Annotated in this window: 22 protein-coding genes; 10 read left to right on the top strand and 12 right to left on the bottom strand. The window is 53.3% G+C overall.

Features of this window, described 5'->3' with window-relative positions; genetic code table 11:
• Window positions 1–291 (top strand): LysR family transcriptional regulator, encoded by a 291-nt coding sequence (locus QQ992_RS12615; protein WP_286113651.1) that lies wholly within the window; start codon window positions 1–3, stop codon window positions 289–291.
• A gap of 331 nt (window positions 292–622) precedes the next feature.
• Here the strand turns inward: QQ992_RS12615 and QQ992_RS12620 are convergent, their stop codons facing one another.
• Entirely contained in the window at window positions 623–1,294 is a 672-nt protein-coding gene (locus tag QQ992_RS12620) for an ArsR/SmtB family transcription factor (RefSeq protein WP_286113652.1), read from the bottom strand.
• A gap of 132 nt (window positions 1,295–1,426) precedes the next feature.
• Between QQ992_RS12620 and QQ992_RS12625 the strand changes: the two genes are divergently transcribed.
• Together QQ992_RS12625 and QQ992_RS12630 are read left to right on the top strand one after the other, a co-directional pair.
• A complete protein-coding gene (locus tag QQ992_RS12625; RefSeq protein ID WP_286113654.1) occupies window positions 1,427–1,813 on the top strand; it encodes a DUF1360 domain-containing protein in 387 nt (128 codons plus the stop codon).
• Between the two features lie 273 nt (window positions 1,814–2,086).
• On the top strand, window positions 2,087–3,268 hold the full coding sequence (locus QQ992_RS12630; protein WP_286113656.1) for an MFS transporter: 1,182 nt from the start codon (window positions 2,087–2,089) through the stop codon (window positions 3,266–3,268).
• 121 nt (window positions 3,269–3,389) lie between these two features.
• Here the strand turns inward: QQ992_RS12630 and QQ992_RS12635 are convergent, their stop codons facing one another.
• Window positions 3,390–4,616, bottom strand: coding sequence for an OprD family porin (locus tag QQ992_RS12635; RefSeq protein WP_286113657.1), 1,227 nt, complete (start codon window positions 4,614–4,616; stop codon window positions 3,390–3,392).
• 192 nt (window positions 4,617–4,808) lie between these two features.
• On the opposite strand from QQ992_RS12635, the gene QQ992_RS12640 reads away from it, so the two are divergent.
• The 4 genes from QQ992_RS12640 (at window position 4,809) to QQ992_RS12655 (ending at window position 9,803) form a co-directional block, all read left to right on the top strand.
• Entirely contained in the window at window positions 4,809–5,702 is an 894-nt protein-coding gene (locus QQ992_RS12640; RefSeq protein ID WP_286113658.1) for a LysR family transcriptional regulator, read from the top strand.
• A gap of 128 nt (window positions 5,703–5,830) precedes the next feature.
• A complete protein-coding gene (locus QQ992_RS12645; protein WP_286113659.1) occupies window positions 5,831–7,282 on the top strand; it encodes a YfcC family protein in 1,452 nt (483 codons plus the stop codon).
• 46 nt (window positions 7,283–7,328) lie between these two features.
• A complete protein-coding gene (locus QQ992_RS12650; protein WP_286113660.1) occupies window positions 7,329–9,149 on the top strand; it encodes a CocE/NonD family hydrolase in 1,821 nt (606 codons plus the stop codon).
• 36 nt (window positions 9,150–9,185) lie between these two features.
• A complete protein-coding gene (locus QQ992_RS12655; protein WP_286113661.1) occupies window positions 9,186–9,803 on the top strand; it encodes a YitT family protein in 618 nt (205 codons plus the stop codon).
• A 173-nt stretch (window positions 9,804–9,976) separates the two neighbouring features.
• Here the strand turns inward: QQ992_RS12655 and QQ992_RS12660 are convergent, their stop codons facing one another.
• Both QQ992_RS12660 and QQ992_RS12665 read right to left on the bottom strand, forming a co-directional pair.
• Window positions 9,977–10,138, bottom strand: coding sequence for a hypothetical protein (locus QQ992_RS12660; RefSeq protein ID WP_286113663.1), 162 nt, complete (start codon window positions 10,136–10,138; stop codon window positions 9,977–9,979).
• A gap of 120 nt (window positions 10,139–10,258) precedes the next feature.
• Entirely contained in the window at window positions 10,259–11,512 is a 1,254-nt protein-coding gene (locus QQ992_RS12665) for an OprD family porin (protein ID WP_286113665.1), read from the bottom strand.
• 661 nt (window positions 11,513–12,173) lie between these two features.
• Here QQ992_RS12665 and QQ992_RS12670 point away from each other — a divergent pair.
• The 3 genes from QQ992_RS12670 (at window position 12,174) to QQ992_RS12680 (ending at window position 15,691) form a co-directional block, all read left to right on the top strand.
• Window positions 12,174–13,517 (top strand): MFS transporter, encoded by a 1,344-nt coding sequence (locus tag QQ992_RS12670; RefSeq protein ID WP_286113666.1) that lies wholly within the window; start codon window positions 12,174–12,176, stop codon window positions 13,515–13,517.
• An 81-nt stretch (window positions 13,518–13,598) separates the two neighbouring features.
• Window positions 13,599–14,360: a class II aldolase/adducin family protein gene (locus QQ992_RS12675; protein WP_286113668.1), complete on the top strand. Its 762-nt coding sequence runs from the start codon at window positions 13,599–13,601 to the stop codon at window positions 14,358–14,360.
• Window positions 14,361–14,548: 188 nt separating this feature from the next.
• Window positions 14,549–15,691: an alpha-hydroxy acid oxidase gene (locus QQ992_RS12680; RefSeq protein ID WP_286113670.1), complete on the top strand. Its 1,143-nt coding sequence runs from the start codon at window positions 14,549–14,551 to the stop codon at window positions 15,689–15,691.
• A gap of 328 nt (window positions 15,692–16,019) precedes the next feature.
• On the opposite strand, the gene QQ992_RS12685 is transcribed toward QQ992_RS12680, so the two are convergent.
• From QQ992_RS12685 to QQ992_RS12720, 8 genes are all read right to left on the bottom strand, one after another.
• A complete protein-coding gene (locus QQ992_RS12685; protein ID WP_286113671.1) occupies window positions 16,020–17,438 on the bottom strand; it encodes an aldehyde dehydrogenase family protein in 1,419 nt (472 codons plus the stop codon).
• Entirely contained in the window at window positions 17,435–19,108 is a 1,674-nt protein-coding gene (locus QQ992_RS12690) for a thiamine pyrophosphate-dependent enzyme (protein WP_286113672.1), read from the bottom strand. The genes QQ992_RS12685 and QQ992_RS12690 overlap by 4 nt, the downstream gene beginning before the upstream one ends.
• A 178-nt stretch (window positions 19,109–19,286) precedes the next feature.
• Entirely contained in the window at window positions 19,287–19,745 is a 459-nt protein-coding gene (locus QQ992_RS12695) for a MarR family transcriptional regulator (protein WP_286113673.1), read from the bottom strand.
• 100 nt (window positions 19,746–19,845) lie between these two features.
• Window positions 19,846–21,057: an NAD(P)/FAD-dependent oxidoreductase gene (locus QQ992_RS12700; RefSeq protein WP_286113675.1), complete on the bottom strand. Its 1,212-nt coding sequence runs from the start codon at window positions 21,055–21,057 to the stop codon at window positions 19,846–19,848.
• Between the two features lie 3 nt (window positions 21,058–21,060).
• Complete coding sequence (locus tag QQ992_RS12705; protein WP_286113676.1) at window positions 21,061–21,471, bottom strand: hypothetical protein; 411 nt, start codon at window positions 21,469–21,471, stop codon at window positions 21,061–21,063.
• A gap of 4 nt (window positions 21,472–21,475) precedes the next feature.
• Entirely contained in the window at window positions 21,476–21,652 is a 177-nt protein-coding gene (locus QQ992_RS12710; RefSeq protein ID WP_286113677.1) for a hypothetical protein, read from the bottom strand.
• A 4-nt stretch (window positions 21,653–21,656) separates the two neighbouring features.
• Window positions 21,657–22,205 carry a 3-phenylpropionate/cinnamic acid dioxygenase subunit beta gene (locus QQ992_RS12715; RefSeq protein ID WP_286113679.1) on the bottom strand — a complete coding sequence of 183 codons (549 nt, stop codon included), beginning with the start codon at window positions 22,203–22,205 and terminating at the stop codon, window positions 21,657–21,659.
• Window positions 22,202–22,999 carry an SDR family NAD(P)-dependent oxidoreductase gene (locus QQ992_RS12720; RefSeq protein ID WP_286113680.1) on the bottom strand — a complete coding sequence of 266 codons (798 nt, stop codon included), beginning with the start codon at window positions 22,997–22,999 and terminating at the stop codon, window positions 22,202–22,204. Before QQ992_RS12720 ends, QQ992_RS12715 begins: the two co-directional genes overlap by 4 nt.
• Window position 23,000: the final 1 nt, after the last annotated feature.

The raw sequence follows: 23,000 nt of genomic DNA on the forward strand, positions 1-23,000 counted from the left end.
ATGAATTTCGATGAGCAGGTGTTCAGGGGATTTGACCTAAATGCCCTGATAACTTTTTTGGTCGTGTATCGCGAACGAGGTGTGTCGCGAGCGGCACGTGCGCTCAATGTCACTCAACCTGCAGTAAGCAATTGCTTGAGCAAGCTGCGGCGGCAGTTCAATGATCCTCTGTTCGTACTTAGCGGCAGAACTATCGAGCCTACCGCCATGGCTGTTTCGCTTGCGCAGTCACTGGCACCTGCTCTGCAACAGCTTCAACAAACGCTCGTTAAGAGGCCCCGTTCGCTTTAAAGGTGATATCAAGAAGATTGGGATTACTTTGGCCAGAAAAAAGCCGCCTAAAAAGGCGGCAAAACTATAGTGCCAAAGGTCGGTGAAGCGGAGCTCTTCAAGGCTTGAGCGTGCATGACCAAGCCTATCCCAAATTTCTTCACCGGAAACAAATTTAGCAGAAGTTATTAGTTCAGAGAAATCACTCTGCGTGATACAGGGTATGCTCGGCGGCATCATTATAAGTTATATTTTGATAGGGGCGCCGGGGTAATGCATGTTAGCCCATAGCCAATAGGGTATTCAGGAGTTGGCTGTGCCAGTTGTAAGTTGGCGCTCAACGCCCTTGGGATCACCGGGCAGCATCTACCTTTTGCCCTGCAGCGATCCACTCAGAAATACCGCCAGCCAATCGCTTCGCATCGCGGCCACTTGACCTGAGAATCGCGACGGCTTCAACAGAAAGCACGCAATAGGGATCGCGGCAGTAGGCGACCACAGGGGTGTCGCCCGGAATGTCCGCAAGCCGCTGTGCCAGTTCATGGACTGGGATGCTGATTGCTCCGGGCACATGCGCGGAGGAGAACTCGGCGTCGGGCCGGACATCCACCAGAATCACGGAGCCGTCTGCCATTCGTCGGAGAAGCTCCTGTACCGATACGCCTTCCAACTGCACGGTAGGGTCTCGGCTGTCTGCAACCACTTGGCGTACGAGCTCTTGCTGAAAGTCGACAAAGTTTTTGAGGGCTGCCAGCACCTGTGCCAGCGGACCATCCCCCAAGCGATACAGCATGTGCTTACCTGAACGGCGTGCGATGACAAAGTTAGCGCGACGAAGGTGCTGAAGATGCTGGGAAGTATTGGCGATGGTTAGTCCAGACAGCTCGGCCAGTTTCTCAACGGCGTGCTCGCCCTGGGCCAGGTGCTCAAGGAGCATCAGGCGCTGCGGGTTGCCCAGCGTCTTGGCGACGTCGGCAATGGGGGCGAACCGCTCAGCGGTATGTGGGGCTGTGTGTGTGCTCATTGACAGCACGATATCATCGCCATAACATTCAATCAATCAATTGAACGTTGTTGCAGTGGGTCAGGACAGGTGGACCGTCCATGGAGCGATCACTGCCTCATCATCCAACCTATACGCCAGCCAGGAATAGACATGAGCACATTTGCTAACGACCCAACCTTGGGCGCCCTTTGGGCCTGCTTCGTGATCGCAGTAGCGGCCAGCAGCATCGCCTATACCATCACCATGACCGAGCTGTTCGTCCCTGTTCGAGCCTGGAGCCAGAAGCTGGGCCACATGATCGGCTACCTCTTCAACTGCTTCTATTGCATGAGTCACTGGATCGTGTTCGCCGGTGTTCTGATCTACAAGCCGGTTCTGCTGAACAGTGGCTATCTGGCTGTCGACCTCCTGGTCTCGATGTTCTTCACCATCACGCTGAGTGCCTTCATTTGCGGCTTCATCTTCAAGGTGTTCCTGGTCGCGATGGCCATGAAAATCAAAGAAAAAGAAATCAAGGAAATTATGTCCAAGAAGTGATGGTCGGCCATATAGCCACGCTCTGTTTACTCGCGGGCTACGGCCAAGAAGTAAAAGCTCAAGACCCCGCTCATCTCCAGGTTGGTCAACAAACTACCTGATGGGCGGGTGATTCAAATACTTTGCTTGGGCTCGAGATATCGAGAAGAGCTCCAGTTCTGTAGCGGTAAATAGACAGAATAAATTTCCGAACAGCCTAGATCATGCCACTCACTAATAGGCGGCGGGATCTGGGCATGCCTTGTTGCACCCAAATATAGCAGGTTGAATGTTATGAAAACTGTAGCTGATGAAGCGCAAGTTCAAAGGAGTGAGTTAAGCCTCTGGATGGCTATTTTGATGCTCGGTGTAGGTAGTTTCATATTTATCAATACCGAGTTTTTGCCAGTCGGTTTGCTCAGCGATATTGCAACGTTCTACAACGTGACCATCGGCCAGGCTGGACTAATGGTGACGGTACCTGGAGTGGCGGCTGCGCTCGCGGCACCAGCGCTCACCCGGTATCTGGGTAAAGTCGATCGCCGGAAGATTTTGCTGTCGATGTCCGTGCTGCTCCTGGTCTCGAATCTCCTGATGGCGTTCTCCAACAGTTTCGTGCTCTCGCTGTTTGGTCGGATGCTGCTCGGAATCGGCGTCGGCGGCTTCTGGTCCTTTGCGGTGCCCTACGGCGTAAACATCGTTAAGGATCACCAAAAGGGGCGAGCAACGACGATTATCACAGCCGGCGTTGCGGCAGGTACTGTGGCCGGTGTGCCATTGGGTACATTCCTGGGCCAAAGCTTCGGTTGGCAAAATGCGTTTCTGTTGAACGCTGCGCTCACCGGCATTGTGCTGCTCCTGCAGCTCAAGGTGCTGCCAGCGCAGAAGGGGGATACCTCCCTGAACTTCCGCCAGATGGTGGCCGTGATTCTAGAAGGGTCTGTTGCGAAGCGACTGCTCTCCACCATGTTCTTTGCTGGTGCGCATTTTTGCTCGTTTACCTACTTCGAAATGATTTTGACCAAGGAAGCCGGCGTCGAGCCTAGCTCGCTGCCCCAGATGTTCCTGCTCTATGGACTCATGGGCTTCGCGGCAACGTTCATTGCAGAGTTCCTGGTCAAAAAGATCGGAGCCAAAAGTACCTTCCGGTTTGCCACTACGCTCTTGGTAGTCGCTGTGGTGGCGATGCTGTCAGCCTCGTTGAACAGCACATTAGCGATTGCGATCACGATGCTGTGGGGGCTTGCCTATGGTCTCATGCCGGTCAGCATCAACATTTGGCTGTACGAGGCGAACGAGAAGGACTACGTGATTTCGACGGCTAGCAATGTAAGCCTGTACCAAGTAGCAGTCGCCGCTGGCTCGTTCTTCGGTGGAGTCGCCTACAGCATGGCTGGTGTCGAGGCCATGATCTTCATGAGCGCCGCAGTCGGCCTGATCTGTTTGTTCGTCGGTTTTGTAAAGACTACTCGCTGATCGGTGGCCAGCTTCCTGGGGAGGTGAGAAATCTACGCCTTCTCGGGAGACTGGCCTGGGATGTTCCTTAGGCTGCTTTACGTCGTGGTGCAGTCTATGCCATGAGACGGCTCAGTTGGCCCTACCAGAGCAGCAATTCGTAGGTGAGGTAAAGCCGGTAACTGTCCCAGTCGCTGGCATAGTTGCTACGCGACACAGCATGACGGACCTCAGCCCCAACACCCTTGAGCAGCCCGCTCTGGACAACGTACTTCAACTGGGTGTCGAGCTCATTTTCGCGGATGCCCTTGCCTCGGCTTTCACCACCATGTCCCTCGTAGTAGCGCGTAACGAAGGTAAGGCCCGGAATGCCGGAGGCAGCAAAATTATAGTCGTAGCGCACCATCCAGATGTGCTCGCCAGGTTGAATGAACTTACTCACACTGGCAGTACTGAACGAGTACACGGTGCTCCCAGCGATATGGGGAAGGGCGGTGCTCCCCCCATTCTTCTGGTATCCGTAGCCTAGGGCGTGGCCACCCAGACGATAGGTGAACAGGCCACTAAGGGTTTCGTTGTTCACCTTGCCGTTGTAAGCCGCTCCATCATCGTCGCTTTTGAAGTAACGTAAATCACTGACCAGTTTTCCTGGCCCCGCAGGCAGAGTGTGAACCGCGCCGAAAAATTGCTGTTGATAGAAGTCTCGCAATACCCCGCGGTAGCTGCTGAGGCTGAGGTCTTTGCTCACTTCGTAGCTCAGTCCAAAAAAGTCGAAGTCAGACCCTTTGTCACCTGTGTATCCGTATGGATAGATCGAAGTGCTATCGCTGGAGTTGCGTAGCTTGAACTGTTCTAGGCGCCCGGCATGCAGATACAGCTTGTCGATGCCTTTGTACTCGACCTGCGTGCCATTGAAGGTTTGTGGCAGCAGGCGGCCATCGTTGGAGACGACCACTGGAATTCTCGGAAGCAGCGTACCGCTGCTGATTGTAAGTTCGTTCCAGCGCATTTTGCCGGTGAGTCCAAGGCTAGAGAATTCGCGAGCTGCACGGCCGTCATCATGGACTGGAAGTAGCCCTGTTCCTGCATGGGCCGGACTTGAATCGAGACGAAAGCCTGAAAGGCCTAAAGCATCGACGCCGAACCCAACAGGACCGTCAGTGAAACCCGATTGGGCTTTGAGGATGAAACCCTGAGCCCACTCACGTCGGTCGTTTCCACCGTCTCGGTTTTCATCGTCGAAGTAGTAATTGCGCAAAAGAAGACGGCCTTCGGAATCTTCCAGAAAGCCTGCGTATGAAACACTGGGTACAAGGGCGGTGAAGACACTCGTGCAAGCGAGCGCGCTTCCGGCGAAGAAAGTCCGCATTACAAATCTCTGCTGGGTATTGTGGTTATTGGCAGAATCTAAGTGATCAAACGAGTCCGAGGTGCAGGTCTAACGCTGGACTCGGTGGGCTCGTGCGGCGGACACTAACGGCTTGTGAAACTGGCCACAACGTTATGAGAAATACGCATCATGGTATGCGTTTTGGCTGCTCAAACTACCTGGAGATACCTTTTGAACCTCAAGCAACTCGAAGCCTTCCAGGCCATCATGGCGACCGGCTCGACGATCGGTGCAGCGACGCGCATGGGGCTGTCCCAGTCTGCGATTAGCCGACTGCTCGCTCAGTTGGAGGAGCATTTGGGCTTCTCGCTGTTCTTGCGTCGTAAAGGGAGGTTGATGGCCACTCCAGAGGCGGACGAGTTGCTCAGCCAGGTCGCATCACTGGTTGACAATCTGCAGTCGGTACAGCGTTTGGCTGATGAGCTTAGGGTGGGGCGCTCTCAACGCTGTCTGCTGCGAGTAGCAGTGCCGACCAGTATGACCCAGCATTTACTTCCGCGAATTGTCGCCGAGTTTATGCAGGAGCGTGAAGATGTCGTCGTAGAGGTACTGACCGGGGGATACGACACCTTGGAGCGAGCGGTACTCAGCCGCAATGCAGACTTCGCGTTTGTACGACTGCCTACCGAATTGCAGGACTTCGAAGTCCTTCCCGTCCTGGAGACAGAGGGGGTCTGCGTGATGCCCAAAGGGCATGCGCTTGAGGCTTTGGAGGAGGTCGCCATTGAGGATCTGCGGGAACTTCCACTGGTCATGCTGGGGCGTCAACGAAACCTGCGCTCGGAGCTTGACCAGCGTTTCCGTGAGGCTCGCGTCATACCCCAGGTCCGGGTGGAGGTACACTCGGTAAGTGCAGCTTGTGCGTTTGTCGCTCAAGGCATGGGGGTGTCGATCATCAATAGCCTTCTGGTCAAGGAATTTGGTCCTGAGAAGCTGACCACAAGGCCTCTTCGACCTGTTCTCAGTTACCAATTTGGGTTGGTCTTCCGCAAGGACCAACCTCGCTCTGTGTTGGTCGATGCCTTTGCTGAGCACATGCGTAGCCGACTTGCAGATAGCGTCTGAGTACCCGTAAATCCAGTTAGTGCATAGGACAACCCGCTTTACTCATAACGTTGAGCGGCCTCCTACGATTGAACTAATGTGCGTCTCGATATGGGCATTTCGCACAACAACAATCGAGATCGCGCACCATGAACCGTACTCCTACCGCGTCGCCTCCGGGTGAATTTGCTGATGCGGCAAGTCCCTCCGCAGTCGCTACAAAACAGAGCAAGCAACTGAACCCCACGTTGATTCTGCTCAGCATTGTTTTCATTGCTCTCGCCTTGACGTACTTCGTTGACTCAGGGAGGTTCCAGCGTAACGACATCGCGGTTGTCCCAGGTTCTTACCAAGTCTTGGAGCGGGACAGCTCTCTTTCCCAGTTATTTTCCGTTGAGCCGCGCGTGGCAAATGCAGACGTAGCGCGTCCGGTTTCTCTGGTCGAAGGATTTATGTCCATCCCACAGGGCATCGAGAAGCGTGCCGGGCTGATCTTCATGGTGTTGTTCATCGGCGGCATGTTTGGCGTGCTGAACAAGGCTGGTGCCATCGACGCGGGCCTGGAGAGAATGCTCGGCCTCACCCGAGGGAATATCTACGTTCTGGTGCCGTGCTTGATGGTTGTGTTTTCCGCGGGCAGCACCTTCATGGGCCTGGCCAAGGAGTACATCCTGGTCGTGCCCTTGATGGTTGCTATGGCCAACCGCCTCAAGCTACCAAATATCATCGGTCTCGCGATTGTGGTGATCTCGGTGAAGATTGGTTACCTCGGCTCGATCACCAATCCATTGGCGCTTGCTGTCGCTCAGCCTTTGGTGGGAGTCCCCATGTTCAGCGGGCTGAACATGCGCATCGCTGCCTATTTGACGTTTTTGGTTGTGGGTATCGCCTTCATGCTGTTGAGCATCCGCAAGCATGGTTTCGATACCACTGCGGAGTTCTCCTTCAGGTCCGAGCCTCTGGCAAAGCGCCACGCCCTAAACCTCCTGTTGTTGGCTGTGGGCGTAGGATTCTTGGTATACGCATCCAACCGCTGGAACTGGAAGTACCCTGAACTCTCGTCGTATTACTTGGCCATGAGCGTTGTGTTTGCTGCTGTCGCCGGCCTCGGAGCTAGCGATGCCGCCGAGGCTTTCGTCGAAGGCATGAAAAAGGTCCTGATGGCGGGCGTACTGATCGGCCTGGCGACCGCAGTCGAGATTATCCTCAGTACTGGCCAGGTACTCGACACTATCGTGCAGAACCTCTCTGAGGTCGTGAGCGACCACGGTCCACTGGCATCGGCATTCGGAATGTTCTTCGCCCAGTTGAGTCTCGACGTGATGATTCCGTCGACGTCTGGCCAAGCGGCAGTGACGATGCCTATCTTTGGTCCGCTCGGGCAACTCTCTGGCGTCAGCCCTCAAACTACTGTGTATGCCTTCCTGCTTGGAAATGGCCTGACCAACCTAATCACCCCTACATCAAGTGGCCTGCTTGTTTTGTTGGCCACTGGGCAAGTCGGTTGGGGGCAATGGGCTCGTTACATTTGGCCGTTGTTCTTGATCTTTGGCGCCTGTGCTCTTGGCCTTCTGACTATCGCGGTATTCACCGGCTACTGAAACCTCCGGCCGCGCAAAGCGGCCCTCAGATTTGAGTTTACAGTTCATGCAAACCTTGAAAAGCGTGATGGTCCCGATGCGCGATGGCGTACGGTTGGCCACAGATGTCTACTTGCCTGATGGAACGGGCAAAGCTTGGCCAGTAATTATTGAGCGCACTCCATACGATAAGAGCGAGCCGTCCCGATCAGAAAAACGCTTTGATGGTTATCACCTCAGTCGCGAAGAGATGGCCGTCGCTTTTGCTGAGGCAGGGTTCGTTACGGTCTTCCAGGACTGTCGCGGCCGTTATGAATCCGAAGGCGAGTTCGTGAAATACACCAGGGAAGGTGAAGATGGCTATGATACCTTGGCGTGGATCGTAGAGCAGCCTTGGTGCAACGGCCGCATTGGCAGCATGGGACTTTCTTATGCGGCGCACACCCAGCTAGCGATGGCCTGCCTCAATCCACCTGGCTTGAGCGCCATGGTGCTCGACTCTGGTGGGTTCTCGAATGCTTTCCAGTGTGGCATCCGGCAAGGTGGAGCCTTCGAGCTCAAGCAAGCTACCTGGGCTTACCGTCAAGCCAAGGAGAGCCCAGCCGTCAAAGCCAATCCAGAACTACTGGAGGCGCTGGATCGGGAAGACATTCGGGAATGGTTTGCCCGTATGCCATGGCGCCCGGGCGATTCGCCTCTGCGTCATGTGCCTGAATATGAGGACTATCTGTTCGACCAGTGGGGGCGTGGCCAATTGGATGCCTACTGGCAGCAGTTGGGTATCTGCGCAAACCACTTCCGCGATCAGATTCCAGACATCCCGGTGCTTCATATGTCGAGTTGGTATGACGCATATGTGAGCTCTACCCTTGAGAACTTCGACGCATTCACCCATTGCGGCAGGGCGCCTCAGCGCCTGATTATGGGCCCATGGTTGCATGGTGACCGTAACATTACCCACAGTGGCGATGCTGAGTATGGCCGGGCCGCAGCTTTCGATGGCGAAGTCGCCGAAGACTGGATGGCGTGTCGATTGGACTGGTTTGAGCAGCATCTGAAACATAGCCAGACACCTGCACCTGCTCAACAAGTCCAGGTCTTCTTGATGGGAGGTGGTACCGGCACCAAAACCGCAGCTGGTCGCATTGACCATGGTGGTCGTTGGATGTCAGCCGATCAGTGGCCGTTACCAGGCAGTAAGCTGATCAACTTCTACCTGCATGCAGATGGAGCCCTGAGCCAGTCGAGGCCCTCCACTTCGCAGGGCGAGCGCAGTTACTTCTCCGACCCGTCCAATCCTGTGCCAACCATTGGAGGAGCACTGACCTCGGGGTCCCCAGTTTTTGAAGGCGGCGCATTTGATCAGCGCGAGACAGACAGATTCTTCGGAAGCACAGGAGATGGCCGGGCTCTGAGCGAGCGCTCCGATGTTCTTAGCTTCAAGACTGCTCCGCTTCAGGAGGACCTGGTTGTTGCTGGTGCAGTGACCATTGAACTGTGGGTAGAGACTGACGGCCGTGATACTGACTTCACCGCCAAACTGGTCGATGTATACCCTGCCTCTAAGGATTACCCAGAAGGCTACGCGATGAACATCACTGATGGCATCATTCGCTGCCGGTACCGTAAATCGTGGAGCAAGGCAGAGTCGACGGTGCCAGGCGAGTGCTTTCAGGTCACTATTGAACCTTTCGCTACCTGCAACCTGTTCAAGAAAGGACACCAGCTACGCCTGGATATAGCCAGCAGCAACTTCCCACATTTCGACGTGAACCCGAACAGTGGTGAGCCTGAGGGGCAGGCTGAGCAAAAGCGGGTAGCGCGTAACACAGTCCACATGTCTGCCAATCACGCTTCTAAAGTGGTGCTGACATGCGTTGTCAACTGATGTGCTGGCTGCTCAGTCCGGCTCTAGGGGTGTGTCGTGGATAGCGCTTCAGTAAAGAGCAAACACTCACTTTTAGATGATGTCCAGGCGATTTTAATCGCTACGACATTGATCGCTTTAGCGTTGAACATGTACGCCGGTTGCCATTTTGTGACTGGCGGTGCGGCGGGGTTGTCACTGCTGGCCCACTATGTAACCGGCTTGTCGATCGGAAGCTGTTTCTTTCTCGTGAGCCTCCCGTTCTATTACCTTGGTTATCGACAGCTGGGAGGACGTTTCATCCTCAGGACGTTCATATCCATCTGTTGTCTATCAATCTTGATCGATCAAGTAAATAGCTGGGTTAAATTCGAACAACTCGAACCTTTGTTTACGTCGATTTTGGGTGGGGGGCTGATCGGTGTTGGCTTTCTGTTGATTTTTCGTCACGGGGCTAGCCTGGGTGGTATCAACATCTTGGTGCTGTACTGGCAAGCACGTTATAAGCTGAACGTTGGAAAAACACAGATGGTCATCGACTCACTAATCATCTTGTGCTCCCTATGGGTGGTACCTGCCAGTGCGGTAGCGTATTCACTCATCGGCTGCGCAATGGTGAACCTTGTGATGTTCATGAACTTCCGCTCCGAGCGGTACCTAGGCTACAGCCAGTAGCAGCGTGATCGGGCCGCTAGCGGCCGGCAGTAACTCGACGGGCTGAACGAGTACAGCGTCGCCAGTCGAATTTGAACGACAGCATCGTTCATGAATCCACCCACCGCATAGAGCTAATGCCCGATCATCCCCTGCACCTGAAGTGCGGGGGTGATGAAGGTATCGGAGAACAGTCACAGTTGATCGTTGCGGGTTTTGGTACCGGTGTACACATCGCTAAGCGAGCGTTCGCCACCAAATCGACCGGAGTCCCCCACACTGAATGACGTACCGGGAGAGGATTTATAGATGACATAGGGCTGAAATTGATTGGCGGGGGCGCTGGCGTTATTCATGCCGAGAAGTTCTGAACGCGTTGATATTGCCCATAAAGCACGACCAGTTTTGTAGGCGCAACGCACATTTAGTCGATGCGCCTTCATGCTATCTACATTCGCTCAGCTGTCAATCTCAGCTCACCAAAGATTTAGCGTGTACCCGAGAACCAGTCTGTTCTCATCAATATTGTTTGTGAGCCCGCTACCCGACCGAAAGCTGCCGTAGCGCCATGCCAAAGAAAGATTTTTGAGAGGGCCGCTCTGTACAACGTATGAAAGATCCATATTCCGTTCCGACTCAGTGCCGCTTGATACTGCTGCGGTGCGTACGTGTTTTGCTTTCACATAGCGCGCCATCAAGGTTAATCCAGGGATGCCCAGGCCGGCAAAGTCATAATCATAGCGGTACTGCACAGCATCTGTATCTGCTTTAGTGAATGCGCCAATCAAGGAAAGGTTGTTGGAGTAAGGCACAACGCCTAGATATGGGAAGTCTCCATCGCCTGAGAGATTCTGGTAGCCAATGGTGTATTTGTGTGCTCCCCACGACAACGTTTCAAAAGCGCTGAAGAAATTGTTATTTATCTCTCCTTGATCGACACGGCTATTGCTTGTTAGGTTTTTGTCGCCGTAGTCGGTGGAGTGAAAAAGGCGCAGGTCTGATTTGAGTGAAATGCTATCAGTCAAACGATAAGTATGCACGAGGCCAGCAAATTGCTGCCGATAGATATTATCTAGCTGTGATGCGTAGTACGCTAGAGACAGGTCAGGATTTGGTGCATAGGCTCCACCGAGAAAATCAAGGTGTGAGGCGCCTACTTTTGCATATAGAAGATCATCGTTGCTCGTGGAGTCCCTAAGGTTTTCCTTCTCTATTCTGCCTGCATTAAGTGTGAAATGATCGAGTTCCTTCGAGCTTAGCATTGTCCCGGTATATGTAGAGGGGAGCATGCGACTGTCGCTAAAGTTTATCACGGGCAGCTTTGGTTGAAGAGTGCCAATCAAAAGTTCAGTTTTGCTTGTGCGGAATTTGCCAGTGATCCCCAATTCAGTGAAGGTGTCCTCCGGCCGACCGGATTCGTCGTAAGGCAATAGACCTGTTCCACGGCGGTCTGGGGACGAATCCAGCTTAAGTCCTGTAAGCACTAGTGCGTCGACCCCAAAGCCGATAGTGCCAGGTGTAAAGCCTGAATTGAATCGCAGAATCATACTCTGCGCCCACTCTTCAGCTTTATTTTGCGCGGCACTAGATTGTCTGAAATCTTTATTTATATAGAAATTTCTGAGTTCCACGCCTGCATGGCTACCCTCTAGAAAGCTGGCGCAGCTTGGCAGGCTGAAAGAAATAACAGGTAATGCGAGTAGTGCGGCGGATACGAGTTTTTCTGTCATAAAAATACCTTCTTATTGTTATGGCACTTATTACAGTTCAGCTTTGTCAGCGGACGACGCGAAAATTTGAGCACGCAGGCGGCCGCCCAGGTATTGAGCGTAAATCCATTCATTTCCAAAACAGGCGTCCTCACTGCAGGGTTCGCCGGCGCAGATGAATTGCGCAGCACCTATGGGATAGCTGGCTGGGCTCAGGTTGGTGCTCGCGTAGTCCTGGGCACTGCTTCCGTCTAAACCTTGGGTGCGATAAATGATTAACATGTTTACGAGGTTGCGTCATGCTTTTTTTGGTGCAAGTCACCACCGGTCGTCGTCTCAGCAAGGGGTGAACGAGATCTCTACGGCGACAAAAATTTGTTGAGAAAAACGGGCGTAGAGCGCTGAATCCCTTGTAATAGCTATATAAAACATCAAGATACTAAATTTGCATCAGCCCTCCCGCGGGCTTTCTCAGCTAGCCAGGCAGGGCCTGTTCCGCATCAAGGAGGCAAGTGAAAGCGCTCTGCTAATGCAAAAAATAGTGAACATGTTGACAAATTTTTTGCATCGGTATCTCCTAGGGTTGCCTGGGCGGCCCTCAGGAGCCACCCTCGATGCCCCTAGCCGGTGCAGCAGGGGTTGCGTGTGAACAACAACAAGAATCCCAAGCGGAGTACAAGAGATGGATAGTGCAACCTATGCACAAGAACGCCCTGCATCTGCAGAAGACCGTACAGCGCTAGACGAGGCAGTTAAGCGATCGTTCAGGCATCTTCTGCCCCTGCTATTTGCGTGTTATGTGATGGCCTATATCGACCGGATCAATTTCGGTTTTGCTGCCATCACCATGAACTCCGATCTAGGCGTTACACTCACTCAGTTTGGCCTGGCAGGAACGCTCTTCTACGCTGCATATTTCTTTTTCGAAATACCAAGTAATTTGCTTCTTGAACGTTTCGGCGCTAGACGCTGGATTGCGCGTATCATGGTTACCTGGGGCCTTGCGTCCATGGCAACGTGCCTCGCTACAGGCCCATGGGGGCTATACATCGCGCGCGTGGTATTAGGAATTGCGGAGGCGGGTTTTGTACCCGGTGTACTGCTCTATCTGACATTCTGGATACCGGCGGCAAAACGAGGCCGCGCAAACGCGCTATTTATGATTGCTCAACCGATGGCAATCATGGTCGGCTCTCCTCTTTCAGGGGCTATTCTGGCCTCGATGGATGGATATCTCGGGATGAAAGGTTGGCAGTGGATGTTCATCATCGAAGCTACTCCGACCATTCTCCTAGGATTAATGGTACTCAAGTACTTGCCAGATGGTCCTCACAAGGCTCGTTGGTTAACACCGGAACAAAAAAATGCCCTGACGGCAGAGCTGGCTTCTGAGCAAGTTACTGGGAAAGTGGAAAGCAGCCGATTCGCGATAAAGCCGCTGCTTAATGCCCCGTTCTTACTCACTTCGTTTGCTTATTTTGCCTTGGTAGCAAGCTTGAGCACGTTGGGTACGTGGTCGCCGTTGATCATTAAAGAGATTTTTAGTGGTTCAAGCGTATTAAATATTGGTCTAGCTGCAGCTATCCCTGGGCTTGCTGCAATCATAATGATGCCCCTCCTTAGTGGGTCGTCGGATCGTCGTCAGGAGCGCGCACACCATTTCGCATTCGCTGCAACCTTGTCCGCATTTGGTTGGTTCGCAACTACTCTGACGGGAAATCCGACACTTCAACTTATCGGCCTGGTAGCAGCGACTGCTGGAGGATTCTCTGCTATGCCAATCCTCTGGACAGTGCCGCCCACTATGCTATCTCGCTTGGCACGGCCAATGGGTATCGCGGTCATTAGTAGCTGCGGGATTCTTGGGTCGGTGATCAGCCCTACGGCCAATGGAATTTTGCGTGAAGCCACCGGCAGTTACGTTGCAACAGGGTGGTTGGGCGTATTCTGGATGTTAGCCACCGCTGCATTACTTGTAATCGCCGTGAAGTTGCAGCAGGGAATGAGGCGGTCGAATGCAGGCTAACTAAAATTAATTCTATTAAATGCATGCCAAGCCGCGAAGTTGCGATGCCGCTATCAAGCCTTGTCAGATTAAGGGGGGGTTGTGAGCAAATACTACGAACATCCGGAGCGGTTCAGTGACGCCGAGTGGACTGCACGCGTAAAACTGGCTGCCTGCTATAGAATATTTGACATGCTGGGGTGGAGTGAGTCCATTTATAATCACATTTCTGTGAAAGTTCCTGATGCAGGTGGGTGTTTCCTGGTTAATCCTTTTGGTCTTCATTATTCTGAAGTGACAGCTTCGAACTTAGTGAAGGTAGATGTTGATGGTAACGTTATCGGTCACTCGGACTGGCCAATCAATCCGGCGGGATTCACGTTTCATGGTGTGATTCATAAAGAAGTTCAGGAGGCTCATTGTGTGATGCATACTCATACAACAGCTACGATGGCAATCTGTTGTAGCGAGCGTGGACTCGAATTTACAAATTTTTACTCGGCGATGCTCTATGACAAGCTGGCCTATCATGAATTTGAAGGTATTACGCTGCATGCGGAGGAGGGGCGTAGAATATTGGAGAGCAGTAATGGTAAGCCAGTGCTGCTTTTGAAAAATCATGGCCCGGTGGTGATGGGGAGTTCAATTGCCAACGCGTTTTCGATGTTGTGGCGCTTGCAGCGTGCGTGTGAAGTTCAGTTGGCAACCGCATCACTTGGTAGAGGAATTTCAATTGATGAAAGTGTTCTGGAGCAGTGTGCCAAACAAACGCTAAGTAATAGCCCTAAATTTGGCGCGGGTGAAGATGTTTTTGCAGCTATGGTGCGGTTGGTAGATCGTATTGATACTAGGTATAAGCACTAGGTCTCGCACTTGGTCGTGTAAATTTATATTGGCGAATTAATTTTTAGTTGGATGAAGGAATGGGGTCGAGGACTATAAATTTCTGATCCCATTTATTTTTGAGTTGTTTATTTTTTCGTGCGGGGGTGTGCTGTTGAGTCTGGTGGTTTTTGCTATTGGATGATCGATTATTGATGCGTGGAGGTTAAATGCTTCAGAGGTACAGAAATATTGCCGACCTTCGCAGCGCCTCACGGCGTCTACTGCCTAAACCGATTTTTGAGTACATGGATGGCGGTGCTGAAGACGAAATTTCTTTGCGAGATAGTACAGGTGATTATGATTTACTAAAGATGAAGCCAAAAGTACTGACTGATGTCAGTAATATACGTCGTTGTGTTCAAATTTTTGGTGCTGAGATTTCAGCTCCAATCATGATATCCCCAACGGGACTCTCGGGATTGTACCATCCTGAAGGAGAGTTGGCAGTCGCGCGCGCTGCAAACGCAGTTGGAATCCCATATTCTCTATCCACCCTGAGTACCTACTCTGCTGAAAAAGTAGCAGCTTGTACTACTGGGCCAAAACTGCTACAGGTTTATATTTTCAAAGACCGAGGCCTCACGCGTGAGCTTGTCGAAAGGGCGGTTGAGTCTGGTTACGATGGCTTGATCGTGACTTTGGATACACCAGTAGGTGGAAATAGAGAGCGTGACTGGCGTAACGGTATGAGTGTGCCGCCTAGGCTCGGGCCTGCCAATATCCTGGAGTATGCCATTCGTCCTGCCTGGTCATTGCCCGCATTAGCGCAGCCTCATCGCTTCAAATTTGGTAATTTCAATAACGGTTCGTTCTCATCGGGCGGGCAAGGCCCAAGCGTCAGCCAATTTGTGAACAGTCAGTTCGATCGTTCCCTCACTTGGGGTGATATCGAGTGGCTGAAAGGGCTATGGGGTCGGTCGCTAGCAGTTAAAGGGATACTGTGCCCTGAAGATGCCGCTCAGGCCGTTAAGTCTGGATCAGACACTGTGATTGTATCTAATCATGGTGGGCGACAGTTGGATGGTGCGGTATCTCCCATTAACCAAATTGGAGCTGTAGCGGATAAGATCGGAGGATCGGCAGCAATCGTATGCGATGGTGGAGTTCGTCGTGGTTCGCACATATTGAAAGCTCTGGCAATGGGCGCTACGGTGTGTTCCATCGGCAGGCCCTATATTTATGGCCTGGCTGTCGGTGGAGAGGAAGGGGTTCGAAGATCGCTTTCTTTACTCATAGAAGAACTTGATAGAGCAATGACATTAGCAGGTGTAAAAGACGTTAAAGAGCTCAATCGCTCTATTATTATCTAAGCTCACTAAGAAATCCCAAGTTACCCAATGGTCTCCTCTCGGACGCTGCACTCTTAAGATTTCCAGCTATCTACAGAAAGGGATTCTTTGATTCAAAACCTTGCCAATTCTCGGACGAAGCCAGAACTGTCATTGTTCCATGCGGTGTTAGGCATCTCTTTCCGTACACAGGCCGAGAAAATAGGTGAGTGCGGATGGCGACGAGCAGTTGTTCACAGGACAGGCCAGGCTCCTGCATCAGCTTAGGGATCTTCCAAGGTTGGTTAACCAGAGAGGAATAGGGGGGTTAGACGCCGGGGCTCAAACGCCCCGGCGGTGCGGTTAACTCTCAACCGCCCTGAATAGATCTGAAGATCAACAAGTCCTCAATGCCGAACTTGCCATTTTCTCTGCCGAATCCAGAGTCTTTCCAGCCACCGAATGGAGTCGCCAGGTTCTGCGCTGCACCATTGATGATGACCTGGCCAGTCTCTAGCTGTTCGGCCACGATGGTCGCCCGCTTGATATCCCGAGACCAAACTGCGCCGGAGAGACCGTATTTGGTGGAGTTGGCGATTTCGATTGCTTCTTCCTCGGTGTCGTAAGGAAGCAGGCAAACGACCGGGCCGAAGATCTCCTGTTGAGCGATCTCAGATGTGGCTTCGACGTTACTCACTATGGTGGGAACAACGAAGTAACCATTTTCGAAGCCTGCAACGGGCAGCTCACCCGCAGAGCGAACGTCAGCACCGGTATCAAGCGCTGTCTGGATCATGCGCTGTATATGGCGGAACTGTTTTTCGTTGGCAACAGGGCCCAGTCGGGTGCCTGACTGGCAAGGGTCACCGAGCTTCCATTGCTTTGCTTCGCTCAGGTAGCGTTCGGTAATTTCACTAACGAGTTTACGTGGGGCAATAATCCGAGACTGGCTGACACAAGTCTGACCAGAGTTGGCCAGCGACATGCGGACGATGTGAGGTATGGCTGCATCGAGGTCGGCATCTTCCAGAACTACCGCTGCCGATTTACCGCCGAGCTCAAGGGTCAGGCGCTTAAGACTTTCAGCCGCCTTCACCATGATTGCCTTGCCAACAGGTGAAGAGCCCGTAAAGCTCACATGATTGATTTCAGGATGAGTGACAAGGTACTCACCCACATCGGCGCCGCCCCAGACCATGTTGAACACACCTGCCGGCAGTGAAGTCTCGGCTACGCATTCAGCAAAGATCTCAGCAACACCAGGGCTCACTTCGCTCGGTTTGAGCACCACCGAACAGCCAGCAGCGATCACTGCTGCAACCTTGGCCACGATCTGATGCAGTGGGAAGTTCCACGGGGTCAGCGCTGCTACAACGCCTGCACCGACGCGCTGAACGCGGCCATTACCAATGGTCTCTTCCCAGGTGATTTGATCAATGCCTTCGATTGCCAGCTCAATGCCCTTGGTCGCCATACCCAGCTGCATGCTTTGCCCCAGGAATTTAGGGCAACCGATTTCTAGTGCCAGAGCTTCAGCAATGTCTTCATTACGAGCAGAGAGCGCAACCGATAGTTCGGATAGTGCTTTTTTTCTATCCGAAAGCGAACTTTGGCTCCAGGTGCGATGGCCTTGCTTCGCGCTGGAGATGGCAATATCGACGTCTGCCAGCGAAGAAAACGTAACTCGGCCCACAACACGACCGAGCACAGGGGAGACCACATCATAGCCAGTACTGCCCGAGCAGCGCGAAGCGCTGCCCTGGCTGAAGAACTTGTTGTATTCGATCATGAGAATACGGCCTTGAGGGGGTTGGCTGGGGTGCTAGGAGCAACCACACCACCGAGCGGCTGCAAGCGCAGCAGGTGCCACGGGCTTGGCATCACTCCAACTTTTACCTCGATCATCAATGGACCATCTTTGGTGATCGACTCGCTGACTGCTTTGCCCAGGTCTTCTGGGTTGTCCACCGAGATGAAGTCGACGCCGAAGGATTGAGCCAGCAGTCCAAACTCAGGGTTGGCCAGCTCTACTGCCACCTCAGCACCAAACTGACGCTTCTGGATAGCACGAACGTTGCCATAGTGGCCGTCGTTGAACACGATCAGGGTGATTGGCAGGTTGTAGCGGTTAGCGGTCGCCAGTTCCTGGAGGTTCCAGCCGAAGCCGCCGTCACCGGTAATGGATACAACGCGACGGCCATTGCCACCCACTGCGGCGCCCAGGGCAACCGGGAAACCGTAGCCCAGAGTGCCTTGATAACCTGGGCCAATGTAGGTGTGGGGCTCGTATACCGGGAAGGCGATACGCGCGAGGTAGCCAATCTGGGTCAGTTCGTTGACGAAGATTGCATCATCAGGCATCGCGTTGCGCAGTTGAGCGACATAGCTAGCCTGCGGCTGGATTTCTTCAATTTGCTGCGAGGCCCACTCTTTTACGGACAGGGCTTGCTCATTGGTCAGCGCTTTACGAGCTTTGACCAGATTAGCGATCGCAGGAACGACATCGCCCACATCAGCTTCGATGGCAACGCTTGGGATACGAGGGGCTGTCATGTCATCAGCGTCGATGTTGACGAAGATGAACTTGGCTTTGTCCATCGGCCAGGAGGTGTCTGGGCTCAGCACGTCCATGAAGCGGCTGCCCAGCACGACAACCAAGTCTGCGTACTCGAATACAGCACGGCCAGCGAGCGAGTTCATTGCGAGGGGGTGACGATCACTGATGGCGCCACGACCGTTGTCACTCATGACCACTGGGGCCCCGATTTTTTCAGCCAGGGTCAGCAGGCCTTCACGCGAAGCGGTGGACAGCGATCCGCCGCCAGCATAGATCACCGGCAGCTTGGCCTGGTTGATCAGTGCTACAGCATCGTTGATCAGCGTCTGATCCAGTTTAGCGACAGCCAGGGTCGGTACCACCGGTGCTACTTCAGGCAGATCGTAGCTCTCTTGAAGGAAGTCGTGCGGGACTTCGACGCCGACCGGACGAGGACGACCTTGGTTGATCTGCGCGAATGCCTCATCCACAGCACCTGGGATGTCTTCACCTTTTTGAATCAGGGTGTTCCACTTGGTCAAGCCAGCAACGAAGCCGGTCTGATCTTTGATTTCGTGGAGCAGGCCGTAGCCTTTGCCGATGCCTTTGGAGCAGATCTGTCCAGTCAGGAACATGACCTTGGAGTTGGAGGCGTATGCAGTCGACAGACCTGCGCCTGCGTTAAGGGCGCCTGGGCCTGGTACCACCATCGCGGTGCCCACTTTGCCGGAGGCGCGGAAGTACCCATCAGCCATGTAGGTCGTGGTTTGCTCGTGCCGTGGGACGTACAGCTTGACCTCGCCATCCTTCTGGCGCAGGGCGTCTACCGCCCAATCGAGCTGGATGCCAGGGATCATGAAGAGATCTTTGACGCCGTTACGAATCAGGCTTTCCGTAAAGATCATTCCACCAGTTTTTTTCATTGCAAGGCACTCTCTAAGTATCGATTGTTTTTAAGATTGCGAGTTTTATGGACGCTCATGATGCAGTCCCCATTTGGAGCGCTTAGAGGCCTGGTGGGTATGTTTAAGTGCTTAGCCGCTCGGATTAAGAGCGACATGGTCGCATATACGGCTCACGGAAAGCACAGCGAAGCATAAACTACCCTGGTTGGCGTCTAATTTTTTCCAAGTCTTTCAAGAGCTCAAGTAGCAATTCGGCTTTCTTACGCCCGTAACGCTCAAACAAGTCGTCATAAATAGCTTGAGTCGCATCCGCCGCGCGTTGGGCTACTTTGCGTCCCTCAGTCGTCAACGAGACGTTATAGGCGCGCATATCTACTTGAGACTTTTGTTTCTCCATCCAGCCCAAATCGCTTAGAGCAGAAACAATTCGCGCCATGCTGACTTTATGAATACAGCTCAGTCGGCACAGCTCAGCGAAAGGTATCTCCTCATATTCAAACGTGATGCGCATCACTCGCCACTGCTGCTCTGTGACGTTCAGCTCTTGCAAGATGGGCGAAAAGTTTGAAACCACTGCATCCCTGGCACGTAGACACGCGAGAGCTAAAGAGTGCTCGGCGTATCTGAAGTCCAGATTCTGATCTGTGGGTGACATGCTTTATCCTGGTTTTCAAGTTATTTTCTGGCCGTCAGAGGACGTTCCTGTGCTGAATCGTACCGCAGCAGAAAAGTCAAGAAAACCAAGATGTCGGCGTTTATGAAAAGATTGTTTTCAGATCCTGGCTGCTGTCAGGCAGCTGTCCTTTTTTCGTCACCACAGTGCCTACGTATTTTTTGGCGAGCATGAACGCGCGCGGGTCGCTGATCGAATCGACGGCCTGCAGTAATTCGCCCTTGAAATACCAGAAGCTTGCGCTTGAGCCATCCGGAGAGATCCGTGATACGACATGGTCGTGATCGAAGCTCAGGCCAGCGATTTGCATTTTGTAGCTGTATTGGTCTGACCAGAACCATGGCTTCGGAGCATAGGTGCCGGCGAGGCCCACGATGTCTCGGGCCGTCGTGTCGGCTTGTTCCAAGGCGTTCTGAACGGATTCCAGTCGAATGGTTTTGCCGTGGAAATCGAAGCTCGTGCAGTCACCGATCGCGTAGATGGAGTCGACGGATGTGCGGCACTGCGGATCGACTTTGATGGCATCCAGAGCTAGCTCGACACCTGCGGCGCTAGCGATTTCGGCATTTGGAATGATGCCGATACCGACGACAACAACGTCTGCCAGCAGCTCTTCGCCGGACTGGAGCAATACGCTGGATACCGCTGCGTCCTGGATGTTGTAACGTTCAACTTCAGCGCTTTCGAAAATCCGCACACCACGCTTGCAGTGGAAATGGCGCACGAAGTCCGAGGTTTCCTTGCAGGCCACGCGTTGGAGAATTCGCTCGGCTCGCTCAAGCACTGCTACCTCTACTTCAGAGGCGCGAGCGACAGCTGCGATCTCGAGCCCGATGTAACCTCCGCCGATTATCACCATGCGCTTGCCAGGCAGCAGATAGCTGTTCAGTGCATCCGCATCCTTCAGGTCACGGAACGTAAAGACGTTGTTGAGACCTTCACTGGGAAGCCCGGGCAAGGGGCGTGCGCGCGAGCCCGTAGCGAAAACAAGCTTGTCGTAGGGGAAGGATTGGCCACCCTGGGTAATGACCTCTTTACGCTGAGGATCGACGCTCTCAACCTTGAGATTGAGATGAACGTTGATCTTTTCCTCATCGTAGCTGTTGGCAGGTCGGATGAAGAGGTCGTCAATAGGTGCAAGCCCATTAAGGTATTTCTTCGAGAGAGGAGGGCGTTGATAGGGATGAACTGCCTCCTCGCCGAGGATAGTGACCTCACCTTGAAAGCCGTGCTCTCTAAGGCGGAATGCACAAGTTGCTGCGGCTTGGCCTGCTCCGACAATCACAACTTTCATTTCTTATTCTCCGGACAGCAAGTAGCTATCGTCAAATTCACCAAACATGACTTTGGCGCGGATCTCCCCAACGTATCCAATCTCCAAGAAGCCCGAGCCGGATTTGTTACCAGAGTCGAGAGATTCTGTGATTTCTTCAGCAAACATGCCCGCAGTCTCCCGGTCGATCTCCCATTCGAGGCGAAGCTCTGGTGATTGGTGGAGGATTAGTCCGCGAGTCTTGTGGTCGCCCACCAGTTTGATGGTGACATCGTGAGTTGCCGAAGTGACAAAGGCGAGCTCCTTGATGCGTACATCGCGTGGGTTGATCGACAGTTCGTAGAAGAATTCTTGAAGCTGCGAGACATCGCTGCGCTCCCCTACAATTAGCAGCAATGGATGAAAGTCGCTCGGCATATAGTGGAAGCGCAGCATGGCTTTAGATCTCTTCTTGAGTTACGTGTTCGACGATGTCCTGGCTGTGAATAAGCTCGCGGCCATTGGAGTCTTCAACTTCAACCCACTGACCATCGCCCATATTTTCAACGCAAACAACGTCGCGCCCGCCTTTGATGACAAGTTTGTCGCCTGGTTTGATTTCGTAGAGATTGATCATGGTCTTAGAAGAACGCCGTCAGGTTTTTAACGAGCAAAACGTTTTGGTCGAGGATGATCTCTCGCTCGAGCACACGCCAGCCATCTTCGGTCTCAACAAGGGTGTCGTACCGCTTGCCCACCATCGTGTTCACCTCGTACTCTACTCGGTTGAGGTAAACCATGAAGCGGCAGCTGGTTTTGACGGTGCGCAGGCCATTTTCAGCCTTGCCTTGCTCAAGTACGCGAACGTTGGTGATCAGGTGAGAAATTCGCGACAGCGGCTCCTCGGCGTAGTGGACACCAGTAAGGATCTGCTCCACCCGCTTGGTGAGCGTCCACTTACCTTCGTCGAACCAGCTGATGTCCGAGCCCAGCTTGGTGTTCTCTTTCTCAGCATGCTGACCGAACTTGACGTTGCGACGCATTGGCATGAAGTACTTGATGTCTTCATGGAGAAGGTCAAGCCACTCGTTGTAGCGGCGCTCGTCCATGAGATCCGCTTCGTAGTAAAAGAAGCTGGCGATCTCTGGAGTGATGTCCAAATGCTCGGTCAGGAATTGTTTGGTGCTCATGAGTGTTTACCCAATGGAATAGAAGAGCCTTGGTGAGCGAAGCAGCCCACATCAATGATGGTGCCGCTGATCGCTTGGGCATCATCAGAAATGAGGAAGCGGATGGCTGCCATCATGTCCTCACCGGTGATCGCACGACCTGCCACTGATCCAACAAAGTTGGTCGGGAAGGCAGCGCCAGCTTCCTCGAGTCGGCCGCGAGTCATGCCGGCGTCGATGCCGCCACCACCAGGAATCACCATATTCACGCGAATTTTCTGCGAGAAATGGTCAAGTGCCAGGGCTGCGTTCAGGGCAACCAGGCCACCCTTGCTCGCTGAGTAGGCAGCCATGTTTGGCTTGCCCCAGCCTGCGCCGGATCCCACATTGACGATGCTTCCGCCACCTTGGCTTTGCATGTGAGGAATGGCAGCGCGTGCCATCAGGAATGGGCCACGCAGGTTGACTGCGAGAATCTTGTCCCAGAGTTCAGGGGCGGTATTCAGCACAGTACCCAGTGGGCCGATCGCGGCATTGTTTACTACCGCATCGATTCGCCCATAGGCCTCTAACGTCGCCTTGATAACGCGATCAACGTCTGCTTCGAGTGTGACGTCAGCTTCTAATGCGATGAGAGGCAGCTCTTCAGTTCGAGCTTCCTGGTTCATCGCCTCGATGGTATTCGTCGCAATGCTGCCCGCCTGCTTTTGGCCAATGCCGAAAGCTAATACCCGGTAACCCGACCTGGCGAGGCCCATGGCAACGCCATGGCCCAGGCCGAAAGTGCCACCGGAAACGATGACTACTTTGCTCATT

The sequence above is a fragment of the Pseudomonas kurunegalensis genome (genome assembly GCF_030291635.1).
Classification (GTDB): domain Bacteria; phylum Pseudomonadota; class Gammaproteobacteria; order Pseudomonadales; family Pseudomonadaceae; genus Aquipseudomonas; species Aquipseudomonas monteilii.

Coding starts and splice junctions, on each gene's coding strand:
- QQ992_RS12720 (WP_286113680.1), bottom strand. CDS start 22,999: ATGAGCAAAGTAGTCATCGTTTCCGGTGGCACTTTCGGCCTGGGCCAT.
- QQ992_RS12620 (WP_286113652.1), bottom strand. CDS start 1,294: ATGAGCACACACACAGCCCCACATACCGCTGAGCGGTTCGCCCCCATT.
- QQ992_RS12670 (WP_286113666.1), top strand. CDS start 12,174: ATGGATAGTGCAACCTATGCACAAGAACGCCCTGCATCTGCAGAAGAC.
- QQ992_RS12615 (WP_286113651.1), top strand. CDS start 1: ATGAATTTCGATGAGCAGGTGTTCAGGGGATTTGACCTAAATGCCCTG.
- QQ992_RS12705 (WP_286113676.1), bottom strand. CDS start 21,471: ATGCTGCGCTTCCACTATATGCCGAGCGACTTTCATCCATTGCTGCTA.
- QQ992_RS12650 (WP_286113660.1), top strand. CDS start 7,329: ATGCAAACCTTGAAAAGCGTGATGGTCCCGATGCGCGATGGCGTACGG.
- QQ992_RS12680 (WP_286113670.1), top strand. CDS start 14,549: ATGCTTCAGAGGTACAGAAATATTGCCGACCTTCGCAGCGCCTCACGG.
- QQ992_RS12625 (WP_286113654.1), top strand. CDS start 1,427: ATGAGCACATTTGCTAACGACCCAACCTTGGGCGCCCTTTGGGCCTGC.
- QQ992_RS12630 (WP_286113656.1), top strand. CDS start 2,087: ATGAAAACTGTAGCTGATGAAGCGCAAGTTCAAAGGAGTGAGTTAAGC.
- QQ992_RS12635 (WP_286113657.1), bottom strand. CDS start 4,616: ATGCGGACTTTCTTCGCCGGAAGCGCGCTCGCTTGCACGAGTGTCTTC.
- QQ992_RS12645 (WP_286113659.1), top strand. CDS start 5,831: ATGAACCGTACTCCTACCGCGTCGCCTCCGGGTGAATTTGCTGATGCG.
- QQ992_RS12685 (WP_286113671.1), bottom strand. CDS start 17,438: ATGATCGAATACAACAAGTTCTTCAGCCAGGGCAGCGCTTCGCGCTGC.
- QQ992_RS12715 (WP_286113679.1), bottom strand. CDS start 22,205: ATGAGCACCAAACAATTCCTGACCGAGCATTTGGACATCACTCCAGAG.
- QQ992_RS12710 (WP_286113677.1), bottom strand. CDS start 21,652: ATGATCAATCTCTACGAAATCAAACCAGGCGACAAACTTGTCATCAAA.
- QQ992_RS12700 (WP_286113675.1), bottom strand. CDS start 21,057: ATGAAAGTTGTGATTGTCGGAGCAGGCCAAGCCGCAGCAACTTGTGCA.
- QQ992_RS12660 (WP_286113663.1), bottom strand. CDS start 10,138: ATGAATAACGCCAGCGCCCCCGCCAATCAATTTCAGCCCTATGTCATC.
- QQ992_RS12690 (WP_286113672.1), bottom strand. CDS start 19,108: ATGAAAAAAACTGGTGGAATGATCTTTACGGAAAGCCTGATTCGTAAC.
- QQ992_RS12665 (WP_286113665.1), bottom strand. CDS start 11,512: ATGACAGAAAAACTCGTATCCGCCGCACTACTCGCATTACCTGTTATT.
- QQ992_RS12695 (WP_286113673.1), bottom strand. CDS start 19,745: ATGTCACCCACAGATCAGAATCTGGACTTCAGATACGCCGAGCACTCT.